Origin of the sequence: Streptomyces sp. CAI-85 (genome assembly GCF_013363615.1) — a bacterium.
Classification (GTDB): domain Bacteria; phylum Actinomycetota; class Actinomycetes; order Streptomycetales; family Streptomycetaceae; genus Streptomyces; species Streptomyces antibioticus_B.
Genome location: NZ_JAANNX010000009.1, coordinates 91,854 through 113,088 on the forward strand (window position 1 = coordinate 91,854; position 21,235 = coordinate 113,088).

Here is a 21,235-nt window from a genome sequence, read left to right on the forward strand (position 1 = left end):
GACTCGCCGCACCCGCGCTGTCTGACCCGTCGTCCTACGGCCGTCCGACCTGTCGTCTCGTCATGCGTCGGCTCGTCTCACGAGTCGTCGGCTCGTCTTACGCGTCCGCGGCCCCCGGCAGTTCCGGCCGGTTGGCCGCGAGTCGGTCGCCGATGTCCCGCAGCCCCGCGAGGTCGTGGACATCGCCGGGCAGCGCGCCCACTTCGGTCACGGCCACTTCCGGGTGCAGTGAGGCGAAACGGTCGCGGGTGCGCCGCTCCCGCGAGAGCAGATGCATCCGCTCCGCGTGCAGCCTCAGCAGGCCCGCCGTGAGCTGATCGGTGCCGGGGTCGTCGGTGCCGGTGCCGGGGGAGCCGGGCCGAGTGCCGGAGCGGTCCGCGGGCCGGGACGCGTCGGACGCCGTGGCCGCGGGGGATGCGGTGGGGGCGTCGGGCGAGGTGGCCGTGGTGGGAGCGTCGGGTGCGGTGGGGGTTGCTGGTGCGCCGTTAGCGTCGTCGGATCCTGAACTGCCGTACGTGTCGGGAGAGTTACGAAGTCCAGCTTTCCCGCCGTCCTGATCCACAATGCGGGCGTCTTCAAGATTTTCCGCTTCAAGATTTTCCGCGGCGGCGAGCGCCCGCTCGGCCGACAACTGGGCGGCACCGCTGCCATGGACCCGGTTGAGCACCAGACCGGCGAGCGGCATCCGCTCCGCCGCCAGCCGCTCCACGAAGTACGCGGCCTCCCGCAGCGCGTCCCGCTCGGGGGCCGCCACCACCAGGAACGCCGTCCCCGGCGCCTGGAGCAGCTTGTACGTGGCGTCCGCGCGCGTGCGGAAGCCGCCGAACATCGAGTCCATGGCCGCCACGAACGTCTGGACATCCTTCAGCAACTGCCCGCCCAGCAGCTTGCCGAGCGCGCCCGTCATCATCGACATCCCGACGTTGAGGAACTTCATCCCCGCGCGGCCGCCGACCTTGGCGGGCGCGAGCAGCACCCGGATCAGCTTGCCGTCCAGGAACGACCCGAGCCGCTTGGGCGCGTCCAGGAAGTCCAGCGCCGAACGCGACGGCGGGGTGTCGACGACGATCAGGTCCCACTCGTCCCTGGCCCGCAACTGGCCCAGCTTCTCCATCGCCATGTACTCCTGCGTGCCGGCGAAGCCCGCGGAGAGCGACTGGTAGAAGGGGTTCGAGAGGATCGCCGCCGCCCGCTCGGGATCCGCGTGCGACTCGACGATCTCGTCGAACGTCCGCTTCATGTCGAGCATCATCGCGTGCAGTTCGCCCCGCGCGGAGTCGTCGATGCCCTTCACCCGGCGCGGGGTGTTGTCCAGCGAGTCGATGCCCATGGACTGGGCGAGCCGGCGCGCCGGGTCGATGGTGAGGACCACCACCTTGCGGCCACGCTCGGCGGCCCTGAGGCCGAGCGCCGCCGCCGTCGTCGTCTTGCCGACACCGCCCGAACCGCAGCACACCACGATGCGGGTCGCCGGGTCGTCGAGCAGCGGATCGATGTCGAGCACGCGCGTGGGAGCGAGGCCGCGCGGCTCCCGGCCCTGGGCCGAGCCCTGACCCTGTCCCTGAGCCGAGCCCTGACCCCGTCCCTGAGCCGAGCCTTGATCCCGTCCCTGTGCCGAGTCCTCGGCCCCGCCCCGTTCCTGGGCCTGGTCGCGGCTCATGCGATCCCCTGCTTCCGCAGCTCGGTGGCGAGTTCGTACAGATCCGCGAGGTCCATGCCCTCCGCGTGCAGCGGCAGTTCGTGCGTCGGCAGATCCAGTCCGGCCAGGACCGCGCGCTGCTCCTGCTCCAGCGCGTGCCGCTCGGCGTACTCCTCGGCCTGCCGGAGCAGCGGGTCCACCAGCCGCTCGGCATGCCCGCCGCGCCGCGCCCCGCCGAGCCCGGCGGCGGACAGCGACCGTGCGACAGAGGAACGTCCGACATTCCGTACGAGTTCCAGCTCGTCGGCGTCCAGCACCTCGGGGCGGACCATGTTCACGATGACCCGGCCCACCGGCAGCTTGGCCGCGCGCAGCTCGGCGATGCCGTCGGCGGTCTCCTGGACCGGCATCTCCTCGAGCAGCGTGACCAGGTGGACGGCGGTCTCCGCCGACTTCAGCACCCGCATCACGGCCTGCGCCTGATTGTGTATCGGGCCGATCCGGGCGAGCCCGGCCACCTCGTCGTTGACGTTCAGGAAGCGGGTGACGCGGCCCGTGGGCGGCGCGTCCATGACGACGTAGTCGTACACGAACCGGCCGCTCTTGTCCTTCCTGCGTACCGCCTCGCACGCCTTGCCGGTGAGGAGGACGTCCCTCAGGCCGGGGGCGATGGTGGTGGCGAAGTCGATGGCGCCGAGCTTCTTGAGGGCCCGTCCGGCGCCGCCGAGCTTGTAGAACATCTGGAGGTAGTCCAGAAGGGCCAGTTCGGGGTCGATGGCGAGCGCGTACACCTCACCGCCGCCCGGCGCGACGGCGATCTTGCGTTCCTCGTAGGGCAACGCCTCCGTCTCGAAGAGCTGCGCGATGCCCTGCCGGCCCTCCACCTCGACGAGAAGCGTCCGCTTCCCCGCCGTGGCGAGGGCGAGCGCGAGGGCCGCGGCGACCGTCGTCTTTCCGGTCCCGCCCTTTCCGCTGACGACCTGGAGCCTGCTCACGTCTTCGAGCGTAACCAGTCCGCGTCCGGGGCAATCGGCAGGCTGTGGACAAAGGGGGCGACTATCGGCCACATGGCTTGCGGACGGCTGTGTGGTCGACCGTGCCGCCCGGCCTCGCGGAAGCGCGTCCGACGTGGCTGCGGATCCGGCCCCCGGCAGGCACCGGCCCGCACCGGCGCGGCCCTCCGCAGCGGATACAGTCGCCCCCATGACCAAGTGGGAATACGCAACCGTGCCGCTGCTCGTCCATGCCACGAAGCAGATTCTGGACACCTGGGGCGAGGACGGCTGGGAGCTCGTCCAGGTCGTGCCCGGGCCGAACAACCCCGAGCAGCTCGTGGCCTACCTGAAGCGGGAGAAGGCGTGAGCGCCGTCGAGGCGAGGCTCGCCGAGCTGGGGCTGACCCTGCCCGCCGTGGTGCCGCCGCTCGCGGCCTACCAGCCGGCCGTGCAGTCGGGGCCGTACGTGTTCACGGCCGGCCAGTTGCCCATGGTGGACGGCAAGCTGCCGGTCACCGGCAAGGTCGGCGCGGAGGTCACGCCCGAGGAGGCCAAGGAACTGGCCCGCACCTGCGCCCTGAACGCCCTGGCCGCCGTGAAGTCGGTCGCCGGTGACCTGGACCGCGTCGCGCGCGTGGTGAAGGTCGTCGGCTTCGTCGCGTCGGCCTCGGACTTCACCGGCCAGCCCGCCGTCCTCAACGGCGCGAGCGAACTGCTGGGCGAGGTCCTCGGCGAGAAGGGCGTGCACGCGCGCAGCGCGGTGGGCGTCGCGGTGCTGCCGCTGGACGCACCCGTCGAGGTCGAGATCCAGGTGGAGCTGCTCCCGTAGCGCACGGGCCCGGCCGCGGAGGTCGTGGAGGTCGCGGAGGTGCCCTGACCTCGGGCACCTCTCGAACATTCGCTCCCCAGGGGATAGCCTCGCGCCCATGGCGAATGGGCAGGCGAATGGACAGTGGTTCCCGCAGGACTGGCCGGAACGCATCCGCGCGCTGGCGGACGGCACCCTCACCCCGGTCGCCCCGAAACGCGCCGCCACCGTCATGCTCCTGAAGGACCCCAGGGACGGCGGCACCCCCGTCGTGCACATGCTCCGCAGACGCGCCTCCATGGCCTTCGCCGGAGGCGCGTACGCCTATCCGGGCGGCGGCGTCGACCCGCGCGACGACGACCGCCAGGTGCGCTGGGCCGGCCCCACGCGCGCGTGGTGGGCCGAACGGCTCGGTGTCGACGGCGCGGCGGCCCAGGCGATCGTCTGCGCGGCCGTACGCGAGACGTACGAGGAGGCGGGCGTCCTGCTCGCCGGGCCCACCCCCGACACGGTGGTCGGCGACACCACCGGCGACGACTGGGAGGCCGACCGTGCCGCCGTGGCCGCCCGTGAGCTGTCCTTCGCGGAGTTCCTCGACCGCCGCGGCCTGGTCCTGCGGTCCGACCTGCTGGGCGCCTGGACGCGCTGGATCACCCCCGAGTTCGAGTCCCGCCGCTACGACACCTGGTTCTTCGTGGCCGCGCTCCCCGAGGGCCAGCGCACCCGCAACGCCTCCACGGAGGCCGACCGCACGGTGTGGATCCGCCCCGCCGAGGCCGCCGAGCGCTACGACCGGGGCGAGCTGACGATGATGCCGCCCACCATCGCGACCCTGCGCCAGCTCCTGCCGTACGGCTCGGCGGCCGACGCGCTGGCCGCGGCGCCCGCGCGCGACCTCACACCCGTCCTGGCCGAGGCGCGGCTGGACGGGGGCGAGATCGTGCTGTCCTGGCCCGGCCACGGCGAGTTCACCAAGCACATCCCGATCGCCGCCGGGGGAGGCCCCGCATGACGTACGCCGGCGCCCTTCCGGGCCAGCCCCGTGGCGAGGTCCTCTCCGGACCGGCCACCGCGCGTGCCGTGAACGTCCTCGCGCCCAACGCCTCCGCGATGACCCTGGACGGCACCAACACCTGGATCGTCGCCGAACCCGACTCGGACCTGGCGGTCGTGATCGACCCGGGCCCGCTGGACGAGGGGCATCTGCGCGCGGTCGTCGACACCGCCGAGCGGGCCGGCCGGCGCGTCGCCCTCACCCTGCTCACCCACGGCCACCCCGACCACGCGGAGGGCGCCGCCCGCTTCGCCGAGCTGACCGGTACACGCGTGCGTGCCCTGGACCCCGCCCTGCGACTCGGCGACGAGGGCCTGGCCCACGGGGACGTCGTCACCGTCGGCGGACTGGAACTGCGGGTCGTCCCGACCCCGGGCCACACCGCGGACTCGCTCTGCTTCCACCTCCCGGCCGACGGCGCCGTCCTCACCGGCGACACGATCCTGGGGCGCGGTACGACCGTCGTGGCGCACCCCGACGGCCGCCTCGGCGACTATCTGGACTCCCTGCGGCGCCTGAGGTCCCTCACGGTCGACGACGGCGTCCACACGGTCCTCCCGGGCCACGGGCCCGTCCTGGAGGACGCACAGGGCGCCGTGGAGTTCTACCTCGCCCACCGCGCCCACCGCCTCGCCCAGGTCGAGACGGCCGTCGAGAACGGCTTCACGGCCCCCTCCGAGGTCGTCGCCCACGTCTACGCCGACGTCGACCGCTCCCTGTGGCCGGCGGCGGAACTCTCCGTCCGCGCGCAACTGGAGTACCTCCAGGAGCACGGGTTGATCTAGCGGGGGCCGAACCGGTGATCTAAGCAGCCGTCGCGTCCTCCGGCCGGGCCGCCTTGGTCCCGTGCACACGCGTGTACTCCCGTGCGAGCCACGGCCCCAGGTCGTCCAGGTAGGCCGTGAGGACGGCCGCGTCGCCGGTCGGCTCGTACCCGAGGGCGGCCGCCGCCCGGACCTGCGCGGCCCGCTCGGGGTAGTACCCGGCGAAGACGTCCGCCATCACGCGCAGATCGCTGCTCCAGCCGTTCCACCGGGGCATGACCAGGGTGAACGCTGTGCGGACGAGATGACGGGACATGTACCGGACGAGAGAACGCCGGGTGTGCTCGCTGTCGGACACGTCGCCCGCGTCGCCCGCGCGTGCCACCCGCTCGCGCCAGCGGGGCAGCAGCAGGCCGAGGTCGCCGTTGGTCTCGCGGGCGAGGAGCGTGTCGGGGCGGTAGCGGGGCAGGGACGCGGCGAGGTCGTGGCCGAGGAGGGGCGTGCACAGGCAGGCCACGAAGAAGCCCATGTCGTGCCGCTCCAGGTCGCTCAGCAGCCGGGCACGGCCGTACAGCAGCGCCCCGCCGCCTTCGATCTGCGGGAACTCGGCGTCGAGGGCCTCGACGAGCGCGCGGGCGCCCGCGTGGTCCGCCTCGGCCGGCTCGTCGTGCAGGGCGGCCAGGAGGTCCAGGTCGCTGCGGCCCACGCGCGCGGTGCCGCGCGGGATCGAGCCGTAGAGGTAGGCGCTGTGCAGCCGTACGCCGAACAGGTCGGTGAGCCGTTCCCGGGCGGCCGCGACGACGGGGCGGAAGACGGCTGGCACGCGCGCGAGGGAGCCCTCGCGGGCGATGTACCCCTGGGCGTCGAGACCCCTGACGGCAGCCGTGTCGGTCATGGGGCCACTGTGCCGCCCGGCGGGCGGATCGGCGGCTCATTTTTCGAGTGACGAAGGGCCCGCCCTTTGGGCGAGCCCTTCCGCACCGGACGGATCAGACCCGTGTCAGCGGGACCGCTTCGCCAGTCGCTCCACGTCCAGCAGGATCACGGCCCGCGCCTCCAGGCGCAGCCAGCCGCGGCCCGCGAAGTCGGCGAGCGCCTTGTTGACCGTCTCGCGGGAGGCGCCGACGAGCTGGGCCAGCTCCTCCTGCGTCAGGTCGTGGACGACGTGGATGCCCTCCTCGGACTGCACGCCGAAGCGGCGCGACAGGTCCAGCAGGGCGCGCGCCACGCGTCCGGGGACGTCCGAGAAGACGAGGTCGGACATGGCGTCGTTGGTCTTGCGCAGACGCCGGGCGACGGCGCGCAGCAGCGCGGCGGCCACCTCGGGGCGCGCGTTCAGCCAGGGCTGGAGGTCGCCGTGGCCCAGGCCGAGCAGCTTGACCTCGGTCAGGGCGGTCGCCGTCGCCGTACGCGGGCCAGGGTCGAACAGCGACAGTTCGCCGATCAGTTCGCCGGGGCCGACCACGGCGAGCATGTTCTCGCGGCCGTCCGGGGATGTGCGGTGGAGCTTGACCTTGCCCTCGGTGACGACATAGAGCCGGTCGCCCGGGTCGCCCTCGTGGAACAGGGAGTCGCCACGGGCGAGCGTCACCTCACTCATGGAGGCGCGCAGCTCAGCGGCCTGCTCGTCGTCGAGAGCCGCGAAGAGCGGGTTGCGCCGCAGAACGTCGTCCACGAGTTCTCTCCTTGTCGACCTGCTCAGGGGATCTTGCTCCCCCTTGGTACCAGGGGACCGTGTTCCCCATTTTGCTGGACGGTCCAAACAGTGTGATCTGTCACAAGGATGCCGTACACATGTCCCGTGGTAAGCGGCAGGGGTCCAATTGGGGGCTGATCTTCAGGGTCCGGGGCGGATGTCGGTGCCGGGCTTTAGGCTGGCCGGGTGTCCAAAACGCCGGTGAGAGCACAGGCCGAGGGGGCTGTGCGGGTGAAGGCCCGTCGCGATTCCGCCGAGGGCGAACAGTGTTCCGGTGGTGGCGATCAAGCGGCGAGAAAGCGGCAAAGGTGACGAAGAATCCCCGGTTCAGCAAGCCCGAGTCCCGTACGGCCCTGGTGCGCCGCGCCCGCCGGATCAACCGCGAGCTGGCCGAGATCTACCCCTATGCCCACCCCGAGCTGGACTTCGAGAACCCCTTCCAGCTCGTCGTCGCCACGGTCCTGTCCGCCCAGACCACCGACCTGCGCGTCAACCAGACCACCCCCGCCCTCTTCGCCAAGTACCCCACCCCCGAGGACCTGGCCGCCGCCGATCCCGAGGAGGTCGAGGAGATCCTGCGTCCGACCGGGTTCTTCCGGGCGAAGACCCGGTCGGTGATAGGGCTCTCCAAGGCCCTCGTGGAGCAGTTCGACGGCGAGGTCCCCGGCCGGCTGGAGGACCTGGTCAAGCTGCCCGGGGTCGGCCGCAAGACGGCCTTCGTGGTGCTGGGGAACGCGTTCGGCCGCCCCGGGATCACCGTGGACACCCACTTCCAGCGGCTGGTGAGGCGCTGGCGGTGGACCGAGGAGACCGAGCCCGACAAGATCGAGGCCGCCGTCGGCGCGCTCTTCCCCAAGAGCGAGTGGACGATGCTCTCCCACCATGTGATCTTCCACGGCCGCCGGATGTGCCACGCCCGCAAACCCGCCTGCGGCGTCTGCCCCATCGCGCCGCTCTGCCCGGCGTACGGCGAGGGCGAGACGGACCCCGAGAAGGCGAGAAAGCTGCTCAAGTACGAGAAGGGCGGCTTCCCCGGCCAGCGGCTGAACCCGCCGCAGTCCTACCTCGACGCGGGCGGCCGCCCGGCCCCGCCGCTGGGGGCCGGATGACGCGCGCGGCCACCGGACGGCCGGCGGAACGATCAGCGGGTCCTCGCGCGTTGGACCCGTCAGGACGGGGGGTGGTGCGACGGTGACGCGAGCGAGTGGCACACGCGGCACACCGGGCGGTGCGCGCGACGCGCAGGGCGCTCCGGTGGGCCTCAGCAAGGAGGGCCTGCCCGCCTGGCTGGACCCGGTGGTGCACGCGGTGGAGACGGTCGAACCGCTCCAGCTCAGCCGCTTCCTGCCCCCCGAGGACGGCGCGGGGCGGCAGTCGGCCGTCCTGGTCCTGTTCGGCGAGGGCGGGCGCGGACCCGAACTGCTCCTGATGGAGCGGGCCACCTCCCTGCGCTCGCACGCCGGTCAGCCCTCCTTCCCCGGCGGCGCCCTCGACCCGGAGGACGGCGATCCGCAGGGCGACGGACCGCTGCGCGCGGCCCTGCGCGAGGCCGAGGAGGAGACCGGCCTCGATCCGTCCGGCGTCCAGCTCTTCGGCGCGCTGCCCAAGCTGTACATCCCGGTCAGCGGGTTCGTCGTCACCCCGGTCCTGGGCTGGTGGCGCGAGCCCACCCCGGTCGGCGTCGTCGACCCGAACGAGACGGCGCGGGTGTTCACGGTCCCCGTGGCCGATCTCACGGACCCCGCGCACCGCGCGACGACCGTCCACCCCAGCGGTCACCGAGGTCCGGCATTCCTGGTCGAATCGGCCCTCGTCTGGGGCTTCACGGCCGGCATCATCGACCGGCTGCTGCACTTCGCGGGCTGGGAGCGGCCCTGGGACCGGGGGAAGCAGGTCCCGCTGGACTGGAGGTCATGACAGGGTGTCCACCGTGCTGTGTCGGCCCGGGAAGCGTCCCAGGACCCCCGGCCGACCTGTAGTGACCGCGAATTGATGAGGCGAGGCGCGAAGCGGTGAACGTGCTGGACATCCTGTTGCTCGTCGCGGCCGTGTGGTTCGCGGTCGTCGGATACCGACAGGGCTTCGTCGTCGGCATCCTGTCGGTGATCGGGTTCCTGGGAGGCGGTCTCGTCGCCGTCTACCTGCTGCCCGTGATCTGGGACTGGCTCACCGACAACTCCGAGGTCAGCACCACGGCCGCCGTCGTCGCGGTCGTGATCGTCATCGTCTGCGCCTCCATAGGCCAGGCGTTCACCACCCATCTCGGCAACAAACTGCGCCGGTACATCACCTGGTCCCCGGCCCGCGCGCTCGACGCGACCGGCGGCGCGCTGGTCAACGTCGTGGCGATGCTGCTCGTCGCCTGGCTGATCGGCTCGGCGCTGGCCGGCACCACCCTGCCGACGCTCGGCAAGGAGGTCCGCAGCTCCAAGGTGCTCCAGGGCGTGTCGCGGGCGCTGCCGACCCAGGCGGACACCTGGTTCGCCGATTTCTCCTCCGTCCTCGCGCAGAACGGCTTCCCGCAGGTCTTCAGCCCCTTCGCCAACGAGCCGATCACCGACGTCCAGCCGCCCGACCCGGAACTGGCCGGCAGCGCCGTGGCCAAGCGGGCGCAGCGATCCATCGTCAAGGTCATGGGCACCGCGGAGAGTTGCGGCAAGGTGCTGGAGGGCACCGGCTTCGTCTTCGCGGAGCGCCGCGTCATGACCAACGCGCACGTGGTGGGCGGCGTCGACGAACCCACCGTCCAGATAGGCGGGGAGGGCCGCAAGTACGACGCCACGGTCGTGCTGTACGACTGGAAGCGCGACATCGCCGTCCTGGACGTACCCGAACTCAAGGCGCCCGCCCTGCGGTTCACCGGTGACGACGCCGTGAGCGGGGACGGCGCGATCGTGGCCGGCTTCCCGGAGAACGGGGCGTACGACGTGCGCGCCGCGCGCGTGCGCGGGCGCATCACCGCCAACGGCCCGGACATCTACCACCGCGGCACCGTGCGCCGTGATGTGTACTCGCTCTTCACGACCGTCCGCCAGGGCAACTCCGGCGGCCCGCTGCTCACACCCGAAGGCGAGGTGTACGGCGTGGTGTTCGCGAAGTCCCTCGACGACGCCGAGACCGGCTACGCCCTCACCGCGGACGAGATCCGGCAGGACATCGCCCAGGGGCGCAGCGCGGGCCAGCAGGTGGACAGCGACAACTGCGCCCTCTGAGGGGGGCCGTGGGTCTGGTGAGGTGGGCGTCAGCCTCGTGGGTGGCGCAGGCGTACCGAGACCCAGCGGGCCCGGCGGCGCAGGATGCGCGGAATGCCCACCTTGAGGTCGGAGCCCGGAATCTGCGGGTCCGCACCTCGTCGGTGAGGGCTCAGGCCGTTGGCCGAGCGGCGGTTGCGTGCTGCGTCACTGTAGTCGTGCGTCCAGCCCATACCCCGACGTCTGCCCCCGCCCCAAGGTCGATAACCGCGCTCGGGGCGCCCAATTGGCCTATGCGCCGGGCAAGTGGCCGTTCGTAGAACTGCCGTTCCGCTTCCGGATACCGGGCGCGACAGGTCCGTCACCGATCGGGCTCGGGGTCTTTCAGCCAATTGACCAGTTCTGTACTGAAAGTGACCGGATCCTCCTCGTGCGGGAAGTGCCCGAGGCCGTCGAAGAGCCGCCAGCGGTACGGGGCTTCCACGTATTCGCCGGAGCCCGCGGCGCTGCGGGTCCGCATCACCGGATCGAGGGAGCCGTGCAGATGCAGCGTCGGCACCCGCACCGGCCGCTTCATCCGCCGGTAGAACTGCACCCCGTCCGGGCGCGCCAGCGACCGCACCAGCCACCGGTACGGCTCCACCGAGCAGTGCGCCGTGGACGGGATGCACATCGCCCGCTGATACGTCCGCACCGCCTCGTCGTCCGGCAGCAGCGGGCCGGACCAGTCCCGGATCAGCCGGCCCACCAGCTCCCCGTCCTCGGCCGTGAGCTGCCGCTCGGGCACCCACGGCCGCTGGAAGCCCCAGATGTGGGAACTCGCGGACGTCTGCCGGACGTCGGCCAGCATCGCCGAGCGCCACCGCCGGGGGTGCGGCATCGAGGAGACGACGAGCCGGCGCACCAGCTTGGGCCGCATCACGGCCGCCGTCCACGCCAGATAGCCGCCCAGGTCATGGCCGACCAGCGCCGCGTCCGGCTCGCCGAGCGAGCGGATCACGCCGGTGATGTCGAGGGCGAGGTTGGCCGGATCGTAGCCCCGGGGCGTACGGTCGCTGCCGCCCACGCCCCGCAGGTCCATCGCGACGGCCCGGAAGCCCGCGTCGGCCAGCGCGGTGAGCTGGTGCCGCCAGGTCCACCAGAACTGCGGGAAGCCGTGGACGAGCATGACCAGCGGCCCGTCACCGGCCTCCGCGATGTGGAAGCGGGCGCCGTTGGCCGCGACCTCGCGATGCGTCCAGGGGCCGTCGGGCCGGACGATCGAGGCGGGCTGCGCCGAAGGGGTGCCGGGGTCCGTCATGACGACGAGCGTGCCACAGCCTCGATGGCCTGCGGCGCCCGGTCCTGCGGCAGCGCCCGGTCCAGCGGCAGGACCTGGTCCTTGGGCAGCTCGGGACGCGGGTGCGGCTTGGCGTTCTGGAGGACACCCGCCGTCTCCTTCACCGACGCGGCCACCTTCTGCGGGCCCTGGCTCTTCTTGGCCTTCTTCGCGAACGCCACGCCGACCAGCGTCAGGACGACCGCGATCAGTACGTTCGCCGCGAAGGACAGCAGGAAGCAGAGCGCGAGATTCCAGTCGCTCCAGGTCCGGATGCCGTACGCCAGCGCGAAGTTCAGCATCGGCAGGGAGAACACCAGCACCGCGCCGGCCACCGAGAAGGCGCCCCCGCTCATCGCGCCGCGCTTGACGTCCTGCTTGAGCTGGGCCTTGGCCAGCGCGATCTCGTCGTGCACCAGGGCCGACAACTCGGTCGTCGCCGAGGCGAACAACTGGCCGATGCTGCGTTCGGCGCCGACCGGGGTGCCGTCGGGTGCGCTCATCGCGTTCTCCCTCTTCCGCTGCTGGGGTGTTTCCTGCTTCTGGCTTCTTTTGTACCGTCCCGTCAGATCATGCCGGACGGCCGCCGTCCTCGCCCGCCCCGCCCGCCACTTCGGCGACTCCGTGGCGCGCGGAAGGGGTCTTCGCGGCCCCCACGACCGTGTGTGAGGGGGGTATGGGCTGGGCTATCCGGACTGCGGGTGCCGACCGGCGCGCTCCCGGACGATCGCCTCGGCGCGCCGCCGGTGCTCGACGGCCTTCCCCTCGTGGATCTCGGCCATCCGCAGGTGGTAGTCCGGATCGTCCTGCTCGTAGACGTCCGGGATGCCGTCCTGGTCGTCGTCGCGCTCCTCGGCCTCGTACAGCCGCCGGTAGCGGGCGTTGCGCAGCTTCAGCAGGACGGTCGCCAGGACGGCCGCGATCAGCGAGCCCATCAGGACGGACGCCTTGACCTCGTCGGTCAGCGCCGCGTCGCCCTCGAAGGCCAGCTCCCCGATCAGCAGCGAGACCGTGAAGCCGATACCGGCGAGCGTGGCGACGGCGAAGAGGTCCGCCCAGGCGAGGTCCTCGCTCAGCGAGGCCCGGGTGAAGCGCGCGGTCAGCCAGGTCCCGCCGAAGACACCGACCGTCTTGCCGACCACGAGCCCCAGCACCACTCCGAGTGTCTCCGGCTGCCGGAACACGTTCGCGAGCGCCCCGCCGGAGACCGCCACACCCGCGCTGAACAGGGCGAACAGCGGTACCGCCAGGCCCGCGGACAGTGGCCGCACCAGATGCTCGATCCGCTCGCCCGGGGAGCGCTCCTCGCCCTCGCGGGTGGTGCAGCGCAGCATCAGGCCCATGGCGACACCGGCGATCGTGGCGTGGACGCCGCTGTTGTACATCAGCGCCCAGATCACGAGCGCGAGCGGCACGTACACGTACCAGCCGCGCACGCCCGTGCGCAGCAGCACCCAGAAGACGACGAGACCGGCCAGCGCGCCGCCCAGCGCCAGGAGACTGATGTCGGCGGTGAAGAACACGGCGATGATCAGGATCGCGAACAGGTCGTCCACGACCGCCAGGGTGAGCAGGAAGGCGCGCAGGGCGCCCGGCAGGGACGTCCCGATGACGGCGAGCACGGCGAGCGCGAACGCGATGTCGGTGGCGGTGGGTACGGCCCACCCGTCGAGCGAACCGCCCCCGAGGACGTTGGTGAGCGCGTACACGAGAGCCGGTACGGCCATCCCGCACAGCGCGGCCGCCACGGGGAGCGCGGCGGCCCTGGGGTCCTTGAGGTCGCCGGCGACGAGCTCGCGTTTCAGCTCTACGCCCGCGACGAAGAAGAAGACCGCGAGGAGACCGTCGGCCGCCCAGTGCTCGACGGAGAGATGCAGACCGAGCGCCTCGGGGCCGAAGTGGTAGTCGCCGACGCTCACATAGCTGTCGTGCAGCGCGGGGACGTTCGCCCAGATCAGGGCGGCGACGGCGGCGACGAGCAGCAGCACGCCCCCGACCGTCTCGGTGCGCAGCGCGTCCGTGACGGCCGATCGCTCGGGCAGCGAGAGCCGGCCGAGGAACGTACGGGACGAGGGGGTGCGGGACGCTGTCACGGTGGAGACCTCCGGGCGGTGGGCATGGCTGAGCGCATGCCGACCAGACTTCCCGGCGCACCTGAGGCAATGATGTTTTTTGCTTAGATTACCTAAGGTGTGGCGGTGGCGCACCAGGTGATCTCACGTTAGGCGCACGAAGGGCACCCGGCGCGGCCAGCGTGCGTACGCCGATCCGCCGGGTGCCCTTCGTGCCGTCCTCGGGGCTGTGGGCTCAGTCCTCGCTGGGCGCGGCCGGGAGCTTGGCCTGGATGAGGTCCATGACCGTGGAGTCGGTCAGGGTGGTGACGTCACCGAGCTGACGGTTCTCCGCGACGTCCCGCAGCAGCCGGCGCATGATCTTGCCGGAGCGGGTCTTGGGCAGTTCGGCGACCGGCAGGACCCGCTTGGGCTTGGCGATCGGGCCGAGCGTGGCGCCGACGTGGTTGCGCAGTTCGGCGACGAGGTTCTCGTCCTCCGCGTTCGCCGTGCCGCGCAGGATCACGAAGGCCACGATCGCCTGCCCGGTCGTCTCGTCCGCCGCCCCGACCACGGCCGCCTCGGCGACCGAGGGGTGCGACACGAGCGCCGACTCCACCTCGGTGGTGGAGATGTTGTGGCCCGACACGAGCATCACGTCATCGACCCGGCCCAGGAGCCAGATGTCGCCGTCGTCGTCCTTCTTGGCGCCGTCGCCCGCGAAGTACTTGCCCTCGAACCGCGACCAGTAGGTGTCCAGGAACCGCTGGTCGTCGCCCCAGATGGTGCGCAGCATCGACGGCCACGGCTCGGTGAGGACCAGATAGCCGCCCCCGCCGTTGGGCACCTCGTTCGCCTCGTCGTCGACGACGGTCGCGGAGATGCCCGGCAGCGGGGTCTGCGCCGAACCCGGCTTGGTCGCGGTGACGCCCGGCAGCGGCGAGATCATCATCGCGCCGGTCTCGGTCTGCCACCAGGTGTCCACGATCGGCGTCCGGTCGGCACCGATGTGCTTGCGGTACCAGATCCATGCCTCGGGGTTGATGGGCTCGCCCACCGAACCCAGCACCCGCAGCGAGGACAGGTCGAACTTCGCGGGGATGTCGTCGCCCCACTTCATGAACGTCCGGATCGCGGTCGGCGCCGTGTACAGGATCGTCACCCCGTACTTCTGCACGATCTCCCAGAACCGCCCCTGGTGCGGGGTGTCCGGCGTGCCCTCGTACATGACCTGCGTGGCGCCGTTCGCGAGCGGCCCGTAGACGATGTACGAGTGCCCGGTGACCCAGCCGACGTCGGCCGTGCACCAGTACACGTCCGTCTCCGGCTTGAGGTCGAAGACGGCGTGATGGGTGTAGGCCGTCTGGGTGAGGTAGCCGCCCGAGGTGTGCAGGATGCCCTTCGGCTTCCCCGTCGTCCCGGACGTGTACAGGATGAACAGCGGCTGCTCGGCGTCGAACGCCTCCGGGGTGTGCTCGGCGGACTGCCGCTCGACGATCTCGTCCCACCACACGTCACGGCTGTCGTCCCACGCCACGTCCTGGCCGGTACGGCGGACCACGAGCACATGCTCGACGTTGCCCGCCTTGGCGACCGCCTCGTCGACCGCCGGCTTCAGCGCGGACGGCTTGCCGCGCCGGTACCCGCCGTCCGCCGTGATGACGACCTTGGCGTCGGCGTCCTGGATGCGCGTGGCCAGCGCGTCCGCCGAGAAACCGCCGAAGACGACCGAGTGCGCGGCGCCGATCCGGGCGCACGCCAGCATCGCGACCGCCGTCTCCGGGATCATCGGCATGTAGACGGCGACCCGGTCGCCCTTGGCCACCCCCAGCTCCAGCAGCGCGTTGGCCGCCTTCGACACCTCGTCCTTGAGCTGGGCATAGGTGAGCGCGCGGCTGTCACCGGGCTCGCCCTCGAAGTGGATCGCGACCCGGTCGCCGTGCCCGGCCTCCACATGGCGGTCCACGCAGTTGTACGCCACGTTCAGCTCGCCGTCCTGGAACCACTTGGCGAACGGCGGGTTCGACCAGTCCAGCGTCTCCGTCGGCTCCTTGGCCCAGGTCAGCCGACGGGCCTGCTCGGCCCAGAAGCCGAGCCTGTCAGCCTTGGCCTGTTCGTACGCCTCCGCCGTGACGTTGGCGCCGGCGGCCAGGTCGGCGGGCGGCACGAACCTGCGCTCTTCCTTGAGCAGGTTGGAAAGGGAAGAACTCTCGCTCATCGCTCCCTCTCCATCCTCAGCAGGTTGGCCAGGCTCTCGTTGCTCACGACATCTCCCTTTCGAAGGGTGTCCGTTGTGTCCCAGGCCACAGCTCATCAGACCCAGGGGGCCGGTGACAAGGGTCGCCCGAAAATTGGTTTAGACCTGTGGGATTTTGGCTGACCGGGTCACCTGTACCCACGGACGCCGAACGGGTGGGGTTCACCCGCTCACGCCGTCAGATCCACCGCTCCCACATGGTCGAACACGACACCTTCGTCCTGGCCCTGGAGCAGATACGCCTGCGCCTCGCCCACGTGGAAGTACAGCCCGTGCAGCTCCAGCTCCCCGCTCCGCAGGGCGCGGGCCACCGACTCATGGGCCCGCAGATGCTCCAACTGCTGGACCACATTGGTCAGGCAGAGCTGCTCGACCGCGTCCGCGGCCGCCCGCCCGGCCAGCCGGGGCCAGGGACGGCGGTCGTCGGCCATCCGCTCCAGACTCGGCACGCCCAGCCGCAGCCACCGCCTCAGCGGGGTCTGGGTCTGGCCGGGATCGGACTGGAGCAGCGCCTGCATGGCACCGCACCCGGAGTGGCCGCACACCGTGATGGACCGGACGTGCAGCACGTCCACGGCGTACTCGATCGCCGCCGCCACCGAGTCGTCCCCGCTCTCCTCGCCGGGCGGTGGCACCAGATTGCCCACATTGCGCACCACGAACAGGTCTCCCGGACCACTGGACGTGATCATCGAGGTGACCAGCCGGGAGTCGGCACAGGTCAGGAACAGTTGCGTCGGCCGCTGCCCCTCCTTGGCCAACCGCGCCAACTCCCCACGGACCAGCGGCGCGGTGTTCCGCTGGAACGCGGTGATCCCATGGACGAGTTGCCGGCCGCCGAGGGGTGCGGCAGGTGCTGAGGTTCCTCCTAGCGGGGTGAGTACGGACGGGTCGGTTGTCTGCCCGGCCTCCGTCGGGCGAGGGGCGTCATCGTGCCGGTCCGGATGCCGGTCCGGATGCCGGTCCGGGTGCCGGCTCGGATGCTGGCCCGGCTGCCGGTCGGGATGCCGCCCCGGGTGCTGTCCGGAGGTGGCGGCCGGCGGCGCGAGACGGGGGACCTCGCACCGGTGGTTGCGCCAGGGCGTCCACGGCCGGCACTGGCACTCGGCGCGGGCGGAACCGAGGTGCAGGGTGGGGTGGGCGGTGTGCGGCGCGGATGTGGTGTCGGTATCGGCGTGGGTGCCGGTGCCGGTGCCGGTGCCGGTGCCGGTGCCGGTGGTGCCGGGGTCGGCTGCTCCCGGGTCCGTCCCGGTGGCGACGCGGCGGCCGGTCAGTTCGACGGTGCCGCCCTGTGCGGTGTGCGTCTTCCGCCAGTCCTGGAGCGCCTCGTACGCCGCGTGGTCCATGAAGGAGCCGTCCAACTCGACCACGACATGGCTGCCTTGGGGTACGTGGTGCAGGGCCCGGCTGAGCCGGGGGACCGCGAGGAACGTCAACTGGCCTCGTACGTGTACGTGATGGACTCCTTCCTTCTCGTCATGAGTGATACGGGTGCGGGTGAGGCGGTGCAGGGCGACGGCGACCGCCACGGCGATCCCCAGCGTCACGCCCTCCAGGACACCGAGGAACACCACACCGAGGGTGGTGACGGCGTACACCAGCGCCTCTCGGTGGCGCGTCACCGTGCGGATGTGGTGCAGGGACACCATCTGGATGCCGACGGCCATCACCAGGGCGGCGAGCGAGGCGAGCGGGATCAGCTCCAGGATCGGAACCATCAGCAGCGCGGCGACTACTACGAGAACGCCGTGCAGCATCGTGGAGTTCCGGCTCACGGCACCGGATTGGACATTCGCCGAACTCCGTACGGCGACCCCGGCGACGGGCAGTCCGCCGAGGGTGCCGGAGACGATGTTGGCGGCGCCCTGGCCGAGGAGTTCGCGGTCCAGGTCGGAGCGGCCGACCCGGGCCGGGCCGCCGGGGCGGGTCGCGATGAGCTTGTCCACGGCGACGGCGCCGAGCAGCGACTGCACACTGCACACCAGCGTGGTGGTGAGGACGGCGGCGACGAGGCCGAGGGCCGGGCCTTCGGGCAGTCCGGCCAGGGCGTGACTGCGCCAGGAGGGCAGGTCGACCTTGGGCAGCACGAGCCCGGCGAGCGCGGCGGCAGCGGTGGCCCCGGACACGGCGATCAGGGCGGCGGGCACTCTGCGCAGCAGCCGGCCGGCCCGGCCCGGGATGCGCGGCCAGAGCAGCAGCAGGGTCAGGGTCATCGCGCTCACGGCCACCGCGGCGGGGTCCAGCCCGGCGAGTTGGGCGGGCAGTGCGCGGAGGTTGGCGAGCACGGAGCTCTGCGGGGTGCCGCCGAGGACGATGTGCAGTTGCGCGACGGCGATGGTGACGCCGATGCCGGCGAGCATGCCGTGCACGATGGCCGGGCTGACGGCGAGCGCGGTGCGGGCCACGCGCAGGCAGCCGAGGCCGAGTTGGGCGAGTCCGGCGAGGACGGTGATGGCGCAGGTGGTCCGCCAGCCGTAGCGCTGGATGAGGTCGGCGGTGACGACCGTGAGCCCGGCGGCGGGGCCGCTGACCTGGAGCGGCGATCCGCCGATCCGGCCGGCGACGATCCCGCCGACGGCGGCCGCGACGAGCCCGGCCTGGAGTGGTGCGCCGGTGGCCAGGGCGATGCCGAGGGAGAGCGGAAGGGCGATCAGGAAGACGGCGATCGCGGCGGACACGTCGGCGCCCGCGATGCGGAAGCGGCGGGGCGGGGTGGACGGCGGACTGTGGGGGCGGTGGATGCGCTGGGTGCGCTTCGAGTCGGTGCGGGTGGGGACGCAGGCTGACATGTTCCCGTCTCCTCCGGGGCGGCGCGGTCGCGGAACAGGTGGTCCCCCGTGGGACACGGGGGTGGTCGCGGCCGTGGGTCACGGCGTGCAGCGGCGGGATGAAAAGTGACGCTCAGTAAACGGATCGTAATGCAGAGTAAAGGTCCGGCATGGATATATGCGGCAAATGGGGCATGCAATCACTCGAATGTATGAACTGGGCATTTCATCGGCTTGTCGTACTAATTCCTTCTCGGTCCCCGTGCGACCTTGACGGCGCCGTCGGCTCGTCCCGGCGGCACCGTCAGAGAACGCCCTCGCCGGCGTTGGCCGAGAGAAGGAAGAAGGTGGGCGGATGATGGCCGCCACCCACAGGATCGCCGCGGGCGCCGTCGCCGTGGCGTTCACCGCGTCGCTCGCCGGTTGTGCCACGGGAACCGGCGGTTCCCACGGTGCGAAGGAAGGTGTCGAGGGCCCACCGGCCAAGGCGCCCAAGAGCACGGTCCGGTTGATCGGCGACGGGTCCACCGCCTACACCGGGGCCCAGCCACACCAGCCCCGCCCCGAACGGCTGAAGTCCGGTCAGAAGCCCCCGCAGTTCGTGGTCTTCTCCTGGGACGGCGCCGGCGAGGACAGCCAGAAGCTGTTCTCCCACTTCCGCCAGGTCTCCAAGGCCAACAACGCCACGATGACGTACTTCCTCAGCGGCGTGTACCTGCTGCCGGAGGAGAAGGCCGACCTCTACCGGCCGCCGCAGCACTCGCCGGGCCGCTCCGACATCGGCTTCAACGACCGGCAGGGCATCGCCGCCACGGTGGAGCAGTTGCGCCTGGCGTGGCTGGAGGGCAACGAGATCGGCACCCACTTCAACGGCCACTTCTGCGGGAAGAACGGCGGCGTCGGCGAGTGGTCGGTCGACGAGTGGAAGGACGAGATCTCCCAGGCCAAGCAGTTCGTGAAGACCTGGAAGACCAACACGGGCATGACGCAGACCGCCCCGCTGCCCTTCGACTACGACAAGGAACTCGTCGGCGCCCGCACTCCCTGCCTCGAAGGCCAGCAGAACTTCATGCAGGCCGCCCGCGAACTGGGCTTCCGCTACGACACCAGCGGGGTCAACAACCAGGTCTGGCCCAGCAAGAAGCAGGGCCTGTGGGACCTGTCGATGCAGCTCGTGCCCTTCCCCGGCCACCGCTACGAGCAGCTCACCATGGACTACAACTTCATGGTCAACCAGTCCGGCACCACCACCCAGGGCGACCCCGCCAAGCACGCGCAGTGGGGCGACGAGATGCGTGACGGCCTGCTCAAAGGCTTCGACCGGGCCTACCAGGGCAACCGCGCCCCGCTGATCATCGGCAACCACTTCGAGTCCTGGAACGGCGGCACGTACATGCGCGCCGTCGAGGACGTCGTCGAGGCCGTCTGCAACAAGCCCGACGTGCGCTGTGTCTCCTTCCGGCAGTTGGCCGACTGGCTCGACACCCAGGACCCGCAGACGCTGGCCAGACTGCGCACCCTGGACGTCGGCCAGGCGCCCACGCAGGGCTGGGAGTCCTTCCTCTCCGCAGGCTCCGGAGCCGCGGCCCCGGCCCCGAAGGGCGTCCCCGGGGCGCCCGCGGCCGGGCGGTAGAGAACCGACCGGCCGGCCGGGACACGGTCGCGGCCGCCCCGTTGACGCCTGTGTATGCGTCAGACGGCGGCCGCGACGCTCTCGCCGAGGACGAAGTCGGGGTCGACCTGTGCCGCCAGGTCGGCCCCGGTCCGCTCATTGCCCCAGGACTGCGCGTTCTTCAGATGGAAGTGCACCATCTGGCGCGTGTAACGCTCCCGGTCGCGCCGCTCGTACGCCGAGTCGGCGGTCGTCCGCAACAGGTGCAGCGCCTCGCGGTTGGTGTCCTCCAGGAGGTCGAACCGGGGCGGCCGGCCCTTCTCCATGGCGCGCACCCAGTCCGAGTGCCCCACCGTCACGAGCAGGTCGTCCCCGACCTCGGCGCGGAGGAAGTCGAGGTCGTCCTGACCCTGCACCTTGTTGCCCACGACCCTCAGCTCGACGCCGAAGTCACGGGCGTACTCCTTGTACTGGCGATAGACGGAGACCCCCTTCCGGGTCGGCTCGGCCACGAGGTACGTGAGGTCGAAGCGGGTGAACATGCCGGAGGCGAAGGAGTCCGAACCGGCCGTCATGTCGACCACGACGTACTCGTCCCGGCCGTCCACCAGGTGGTTCAGGCACAGCTCCACCGCTCCGGTCTTGGAGTGGTAGCAGGCGACCCCCAGGTCGGCGTCCGTGAAGGGGCCCGTGACCATCAAACGGACGGCGCCGCCGTCGAGTTCCACCGGCCGGGCGCAGGCGTCGTACACCGGATTGTCCTCGCGGACCCGCAGCAGCCGGGAGCCCTCGCCGGGCGGGGTCGTCTTGATCATCGTCTCGGCGGAGGCGATACGGGGGTTGGAGCCGCGCAGATGGTCCTTGATCAGGGGAAGCCGGTCGCCCATCGCAGGGAGCGCGGCGGCCTCCGCCTCGTCCAGCCCCAGGGCGGGCCCGAGATGCTGGTTGATGTCCGCGTCGATCGCGATCACCGGTGCCCCGGCGGCGGCGAGATGGCGGATGAACAGGGAGGACAGGGTCGTCTTGCCGCTGCCGCCCTTCCCGACGAAAGCAATTTTCATGTTCACCAAGCGTAGTGGCGAG

19 protein-coding genes are annotated in these 21,235 nt (G+C 71.4%); 8 read left to right on the forward strand and 11 right to left on the reverse strand.

Annotated features, from left to right (window positions below):
• Positions 1-97: 97 nt before the first annotated feature.
• Entirely contained in the window at positions 98-1,660 is a 1,563-nt protein-coding gene (locus G6W55_RS14225) for an ArsA family ATPase (RefSeq protein ID WP_244369458.1), read from the reverse strand.
• Positions 1,657-2,634 (reverse strand): ArsA-related P-loop ATPase, encoded by a 978-nt coding sequence (locus tag G6W55_RS14230; RefSeq protein WP_175521193.1) that lies wholly within the window; start codon positions 2,632-2,634, stop codon positions 1,657-1,659. Before G6W55_RS14230 ends, G6W55_RS14225 begins: the two co-directional genes overlap by 4 nt.
• Positions 2,635-2,842: 208 nt before the next feature.
• Between G6W55_RS14230 and G6W55_RS14235 the strand changes: the two genes are divergently transcribed.
• The 4 genes from G6W55_RS14235 (at position 2,843) to G6W55_RS14250 (ending at position 5,280) form a co-directional block, all read left to right on the forward strand.
• A complete protein-coding gene (locus tag G6W55_RS14235) occupies positions 2,843-3,001 on the forward strand; it encodes a DUF4177 domain-containing protein (protein ID WP_003967454.1) in 159 nt (52 codons plus the stop codon).
• Positions 2,998-3,462 (forward strand): RidA family protein, encoded by a 465-nt coding sequence (locus G6W55_RS14240; RefSeq protein WP_030795917.1) that lies wholly within the window; start codon positions 2,998-3,000, stop codon positions 3,460-3,462. The genes G6W55_RS14235 and G6W55_RS14240 overlap by 4 nt, the downstream gene beginning before the upstream one ends.
• A gap of 97 nt (positions 3,463-3,559) precedes the next feature.
• Positions 3,560-4,453 (forward strand): NUDIX hydrolase, encoded by an 894-nt coding sequence (locus G6W55_RS14245; protein ID WP_175521194.1) that lies wholly within the window; start codon positions 3,560-3,562, stop codon positions 4,451-4,453.
• Complete coding sequence (locus tag G6W55_RS14250; protein WP_175521195.1) at positions 4,450-5,280, forward strand: MBL fold metallo-hydrolase; 831 nt, start codon at positions 4,450-4,452, stop codon at positions 5,278-5,280. The genes G6W55_RS14245 and G6W55_RS14250 overlap by 4 nt, the downstream gene beginning before the upstream one ends.
• A gap of 19 nt (positions 5,281-5,299) precedes the next feature.
• Here the strand turns inward: G6W55_RS14250 and G6W55_RS14255 are convergent, their stop codons facing one another.
• Both G6W55_RS14255 and G6W55_RS14260 read right to left on the reverse strand, forming a co-directional pair.
• A complete protein-coding gene (locus G6W55_RS14255; RefSeq protein ID WP_175521196.1) occupies positions 5,300-6,154 on the reverse strand; it encodes a nucleotidyltransferase domain-containing protein in 855 nt (284 codons plus the stop codon).
• A gap of 105 nt (positions 6,155-6,259) precedes the next feature.
• Positions 6,260-6,934: a Crp/Fnr family transcriptional regulator gene (locus tag G6W55_RS14260; protein ID WP_030795913.1), complete on the reverse strand. Its 675-nt coding sequence runs from the start codon at positions 6,932-6,934 to the stop codon at positions 6,260-6,262.
• Positions 6,935-7,221: 287 nt separating this feature from the next.
• On the opposite strand from G6W55_RS14260, the gene nth reads away from it, so the two are divergent.
• The 3 genes from nth to G6W55_RS14275 all read left to right on the forward strand — a co-directional run bounded on the left by nth (position 7,222) and on the right by G6W55_RS14275 (position 10,167).
• The gene (gene nth, locus G6W55_RS14265; RefSeq protein WP_375372447.1) at positions 7,222-8,064 is read left to right on the forward strand and encodes an endonuclease III; all 843 of its coding nucleotides are present in this window, start codon (positions 7,222-7,224) and stop codon (positions 8,062-8,064) included.
• Positions 8,065-8,146: 82 nt separating this feature from the next.
• Positions 8,147-8,872, forward strand: coding sequence for an NUDIX hydrolase (locus tag G6W55_RS14270; RefSeq protein WP_375372448.1), 726 nt, complete (start codon positions 8,147-8,149; stop codon positions 8,870-8,872).
• 95 nt (positions 8,873-8,967) lie between these two features.
• Complete coding sequence (locus G6W55_RS14275) at positions 8,968-10,167, forward strand: MarP family serine protease (RefSeq protein ID WP_175521198.1); 1,200 nt, start codon at positions 8,968-8,970, stop codon at positions 10,165-10,167.
• Positions 10,168-10,196: 29 nt separating this feature from the next.
• Here G6W55_RS14275 and G6W55_RS38630 read toward each other — a convergent pair whose 3' ends face one another.
• From G6W55_RS38630 to G6W55_RS14300, 6 genes are all read right to left on the reverse strand, one after another.
• Positions 10,197-10,379, reverse strand: a complete 183-nt coding sequence (locus G6W55_RS38630; protein ID WP_078634309.1) for a hypothetical protein — start codon at positions 10,377-10,379, stop codon at positions 10,197-10,199.
• A 128-nt stretch (positions 10,380-10,507) separates the two neighbouring features.
• Positions 10,508-11,446, reverse strand: coding sequence for an alpha/beta fold hydrolase (locus G6W55_RS14280; RefSeq protein ID WP_175521199.1), 939 nt, complete (start codon positions 11,444-11,446; stop codon positions 10,508-10,510).
• Positions 11,443-11,967, reverse strand: coding sequence for a phage holin family protein (locus G6W55_RS14285; RefSeq protein ID WP_175521200.1), 525 nt, complete (start codon positions 11,965-11,967; stop codon positions 11,443-11,445). The genes G6W55_RS14280 and G6W55_RS14285 overlap by 4 nt, the downstream gene beginning before the upstream one ends.
• A 183-nt stretch (positions 11,968-12,150) precedes the next feature.
• On the reverse strand, positions 12,151-13,557 hold the full coding sequence (gene nhaA, locus G6W55_RS14290) for a Na+/H+ antiporter NhaA (protein ID WP_175521201.1): 1,407 nt from the start codon (positions 13,555-13,557) through the stop codon (positions 12,151-12,153).
• 214 nt (positions 13,558-13,771) lie between these two features.
• A complete protein-coding gene (gene acs / locus G6W55_RS14295; protein ID WP_175521202.1) occupies positions 13,772-15,733 on the reverse strand; it encodes an acetate--CoA ligase in 1,962 nt (653 codons plus the stop codon).
• 209 nt (positions 15,734-15,942) lie between these two features.
• Entirely contained in the window at positions 15,943-18,561 is a 2,619-nt protein-coding gene (locus tag G6W55_RS14300) for a bifunctional SulP family inorganic anion transporter/carbonic anhydrase (protein WP_175521203.1), read from the reverse strand.
• Positions 18,562-18,898: 337 nt separating this feature from the next.
• On the opposite strand from G6W55_RS14300, the gene G6W55_RS14305 reads away from it, so the two are divergent.
• The gene (locus tag G6W55_RS14305; protein ID WP_175521204.1) at positions 18,899-20,173 is read left to right on the forward strand and encodes a hypothetical protein; all 1,275 of its coding nucleotides are present in this window, start codon (positions 18,899-18,901) and stop codon (positions 20,171-20,173) included.
• A gap of 59 nt (positions 20,174-20,232) precedes the next feature.
• Here the strand turns inward: G6W55_RS14305 and G6W55_RS14310 are convergent, their stop codons facing one another.
• The gene (locus tag G6W55_RS14310; RefSeq protein WP_175521205.1) at positions 20,233-21,213 is read right to left on the reverse strand and encodes an ATP-binding protein; all 981 of its coding nucleotides are present in this window, start codon (positions 21,211-21,213) and stop codon (positions 20,233-20,235) included.
• Positions 21,214-21,235: the final 22 nt, after the last annotated feature.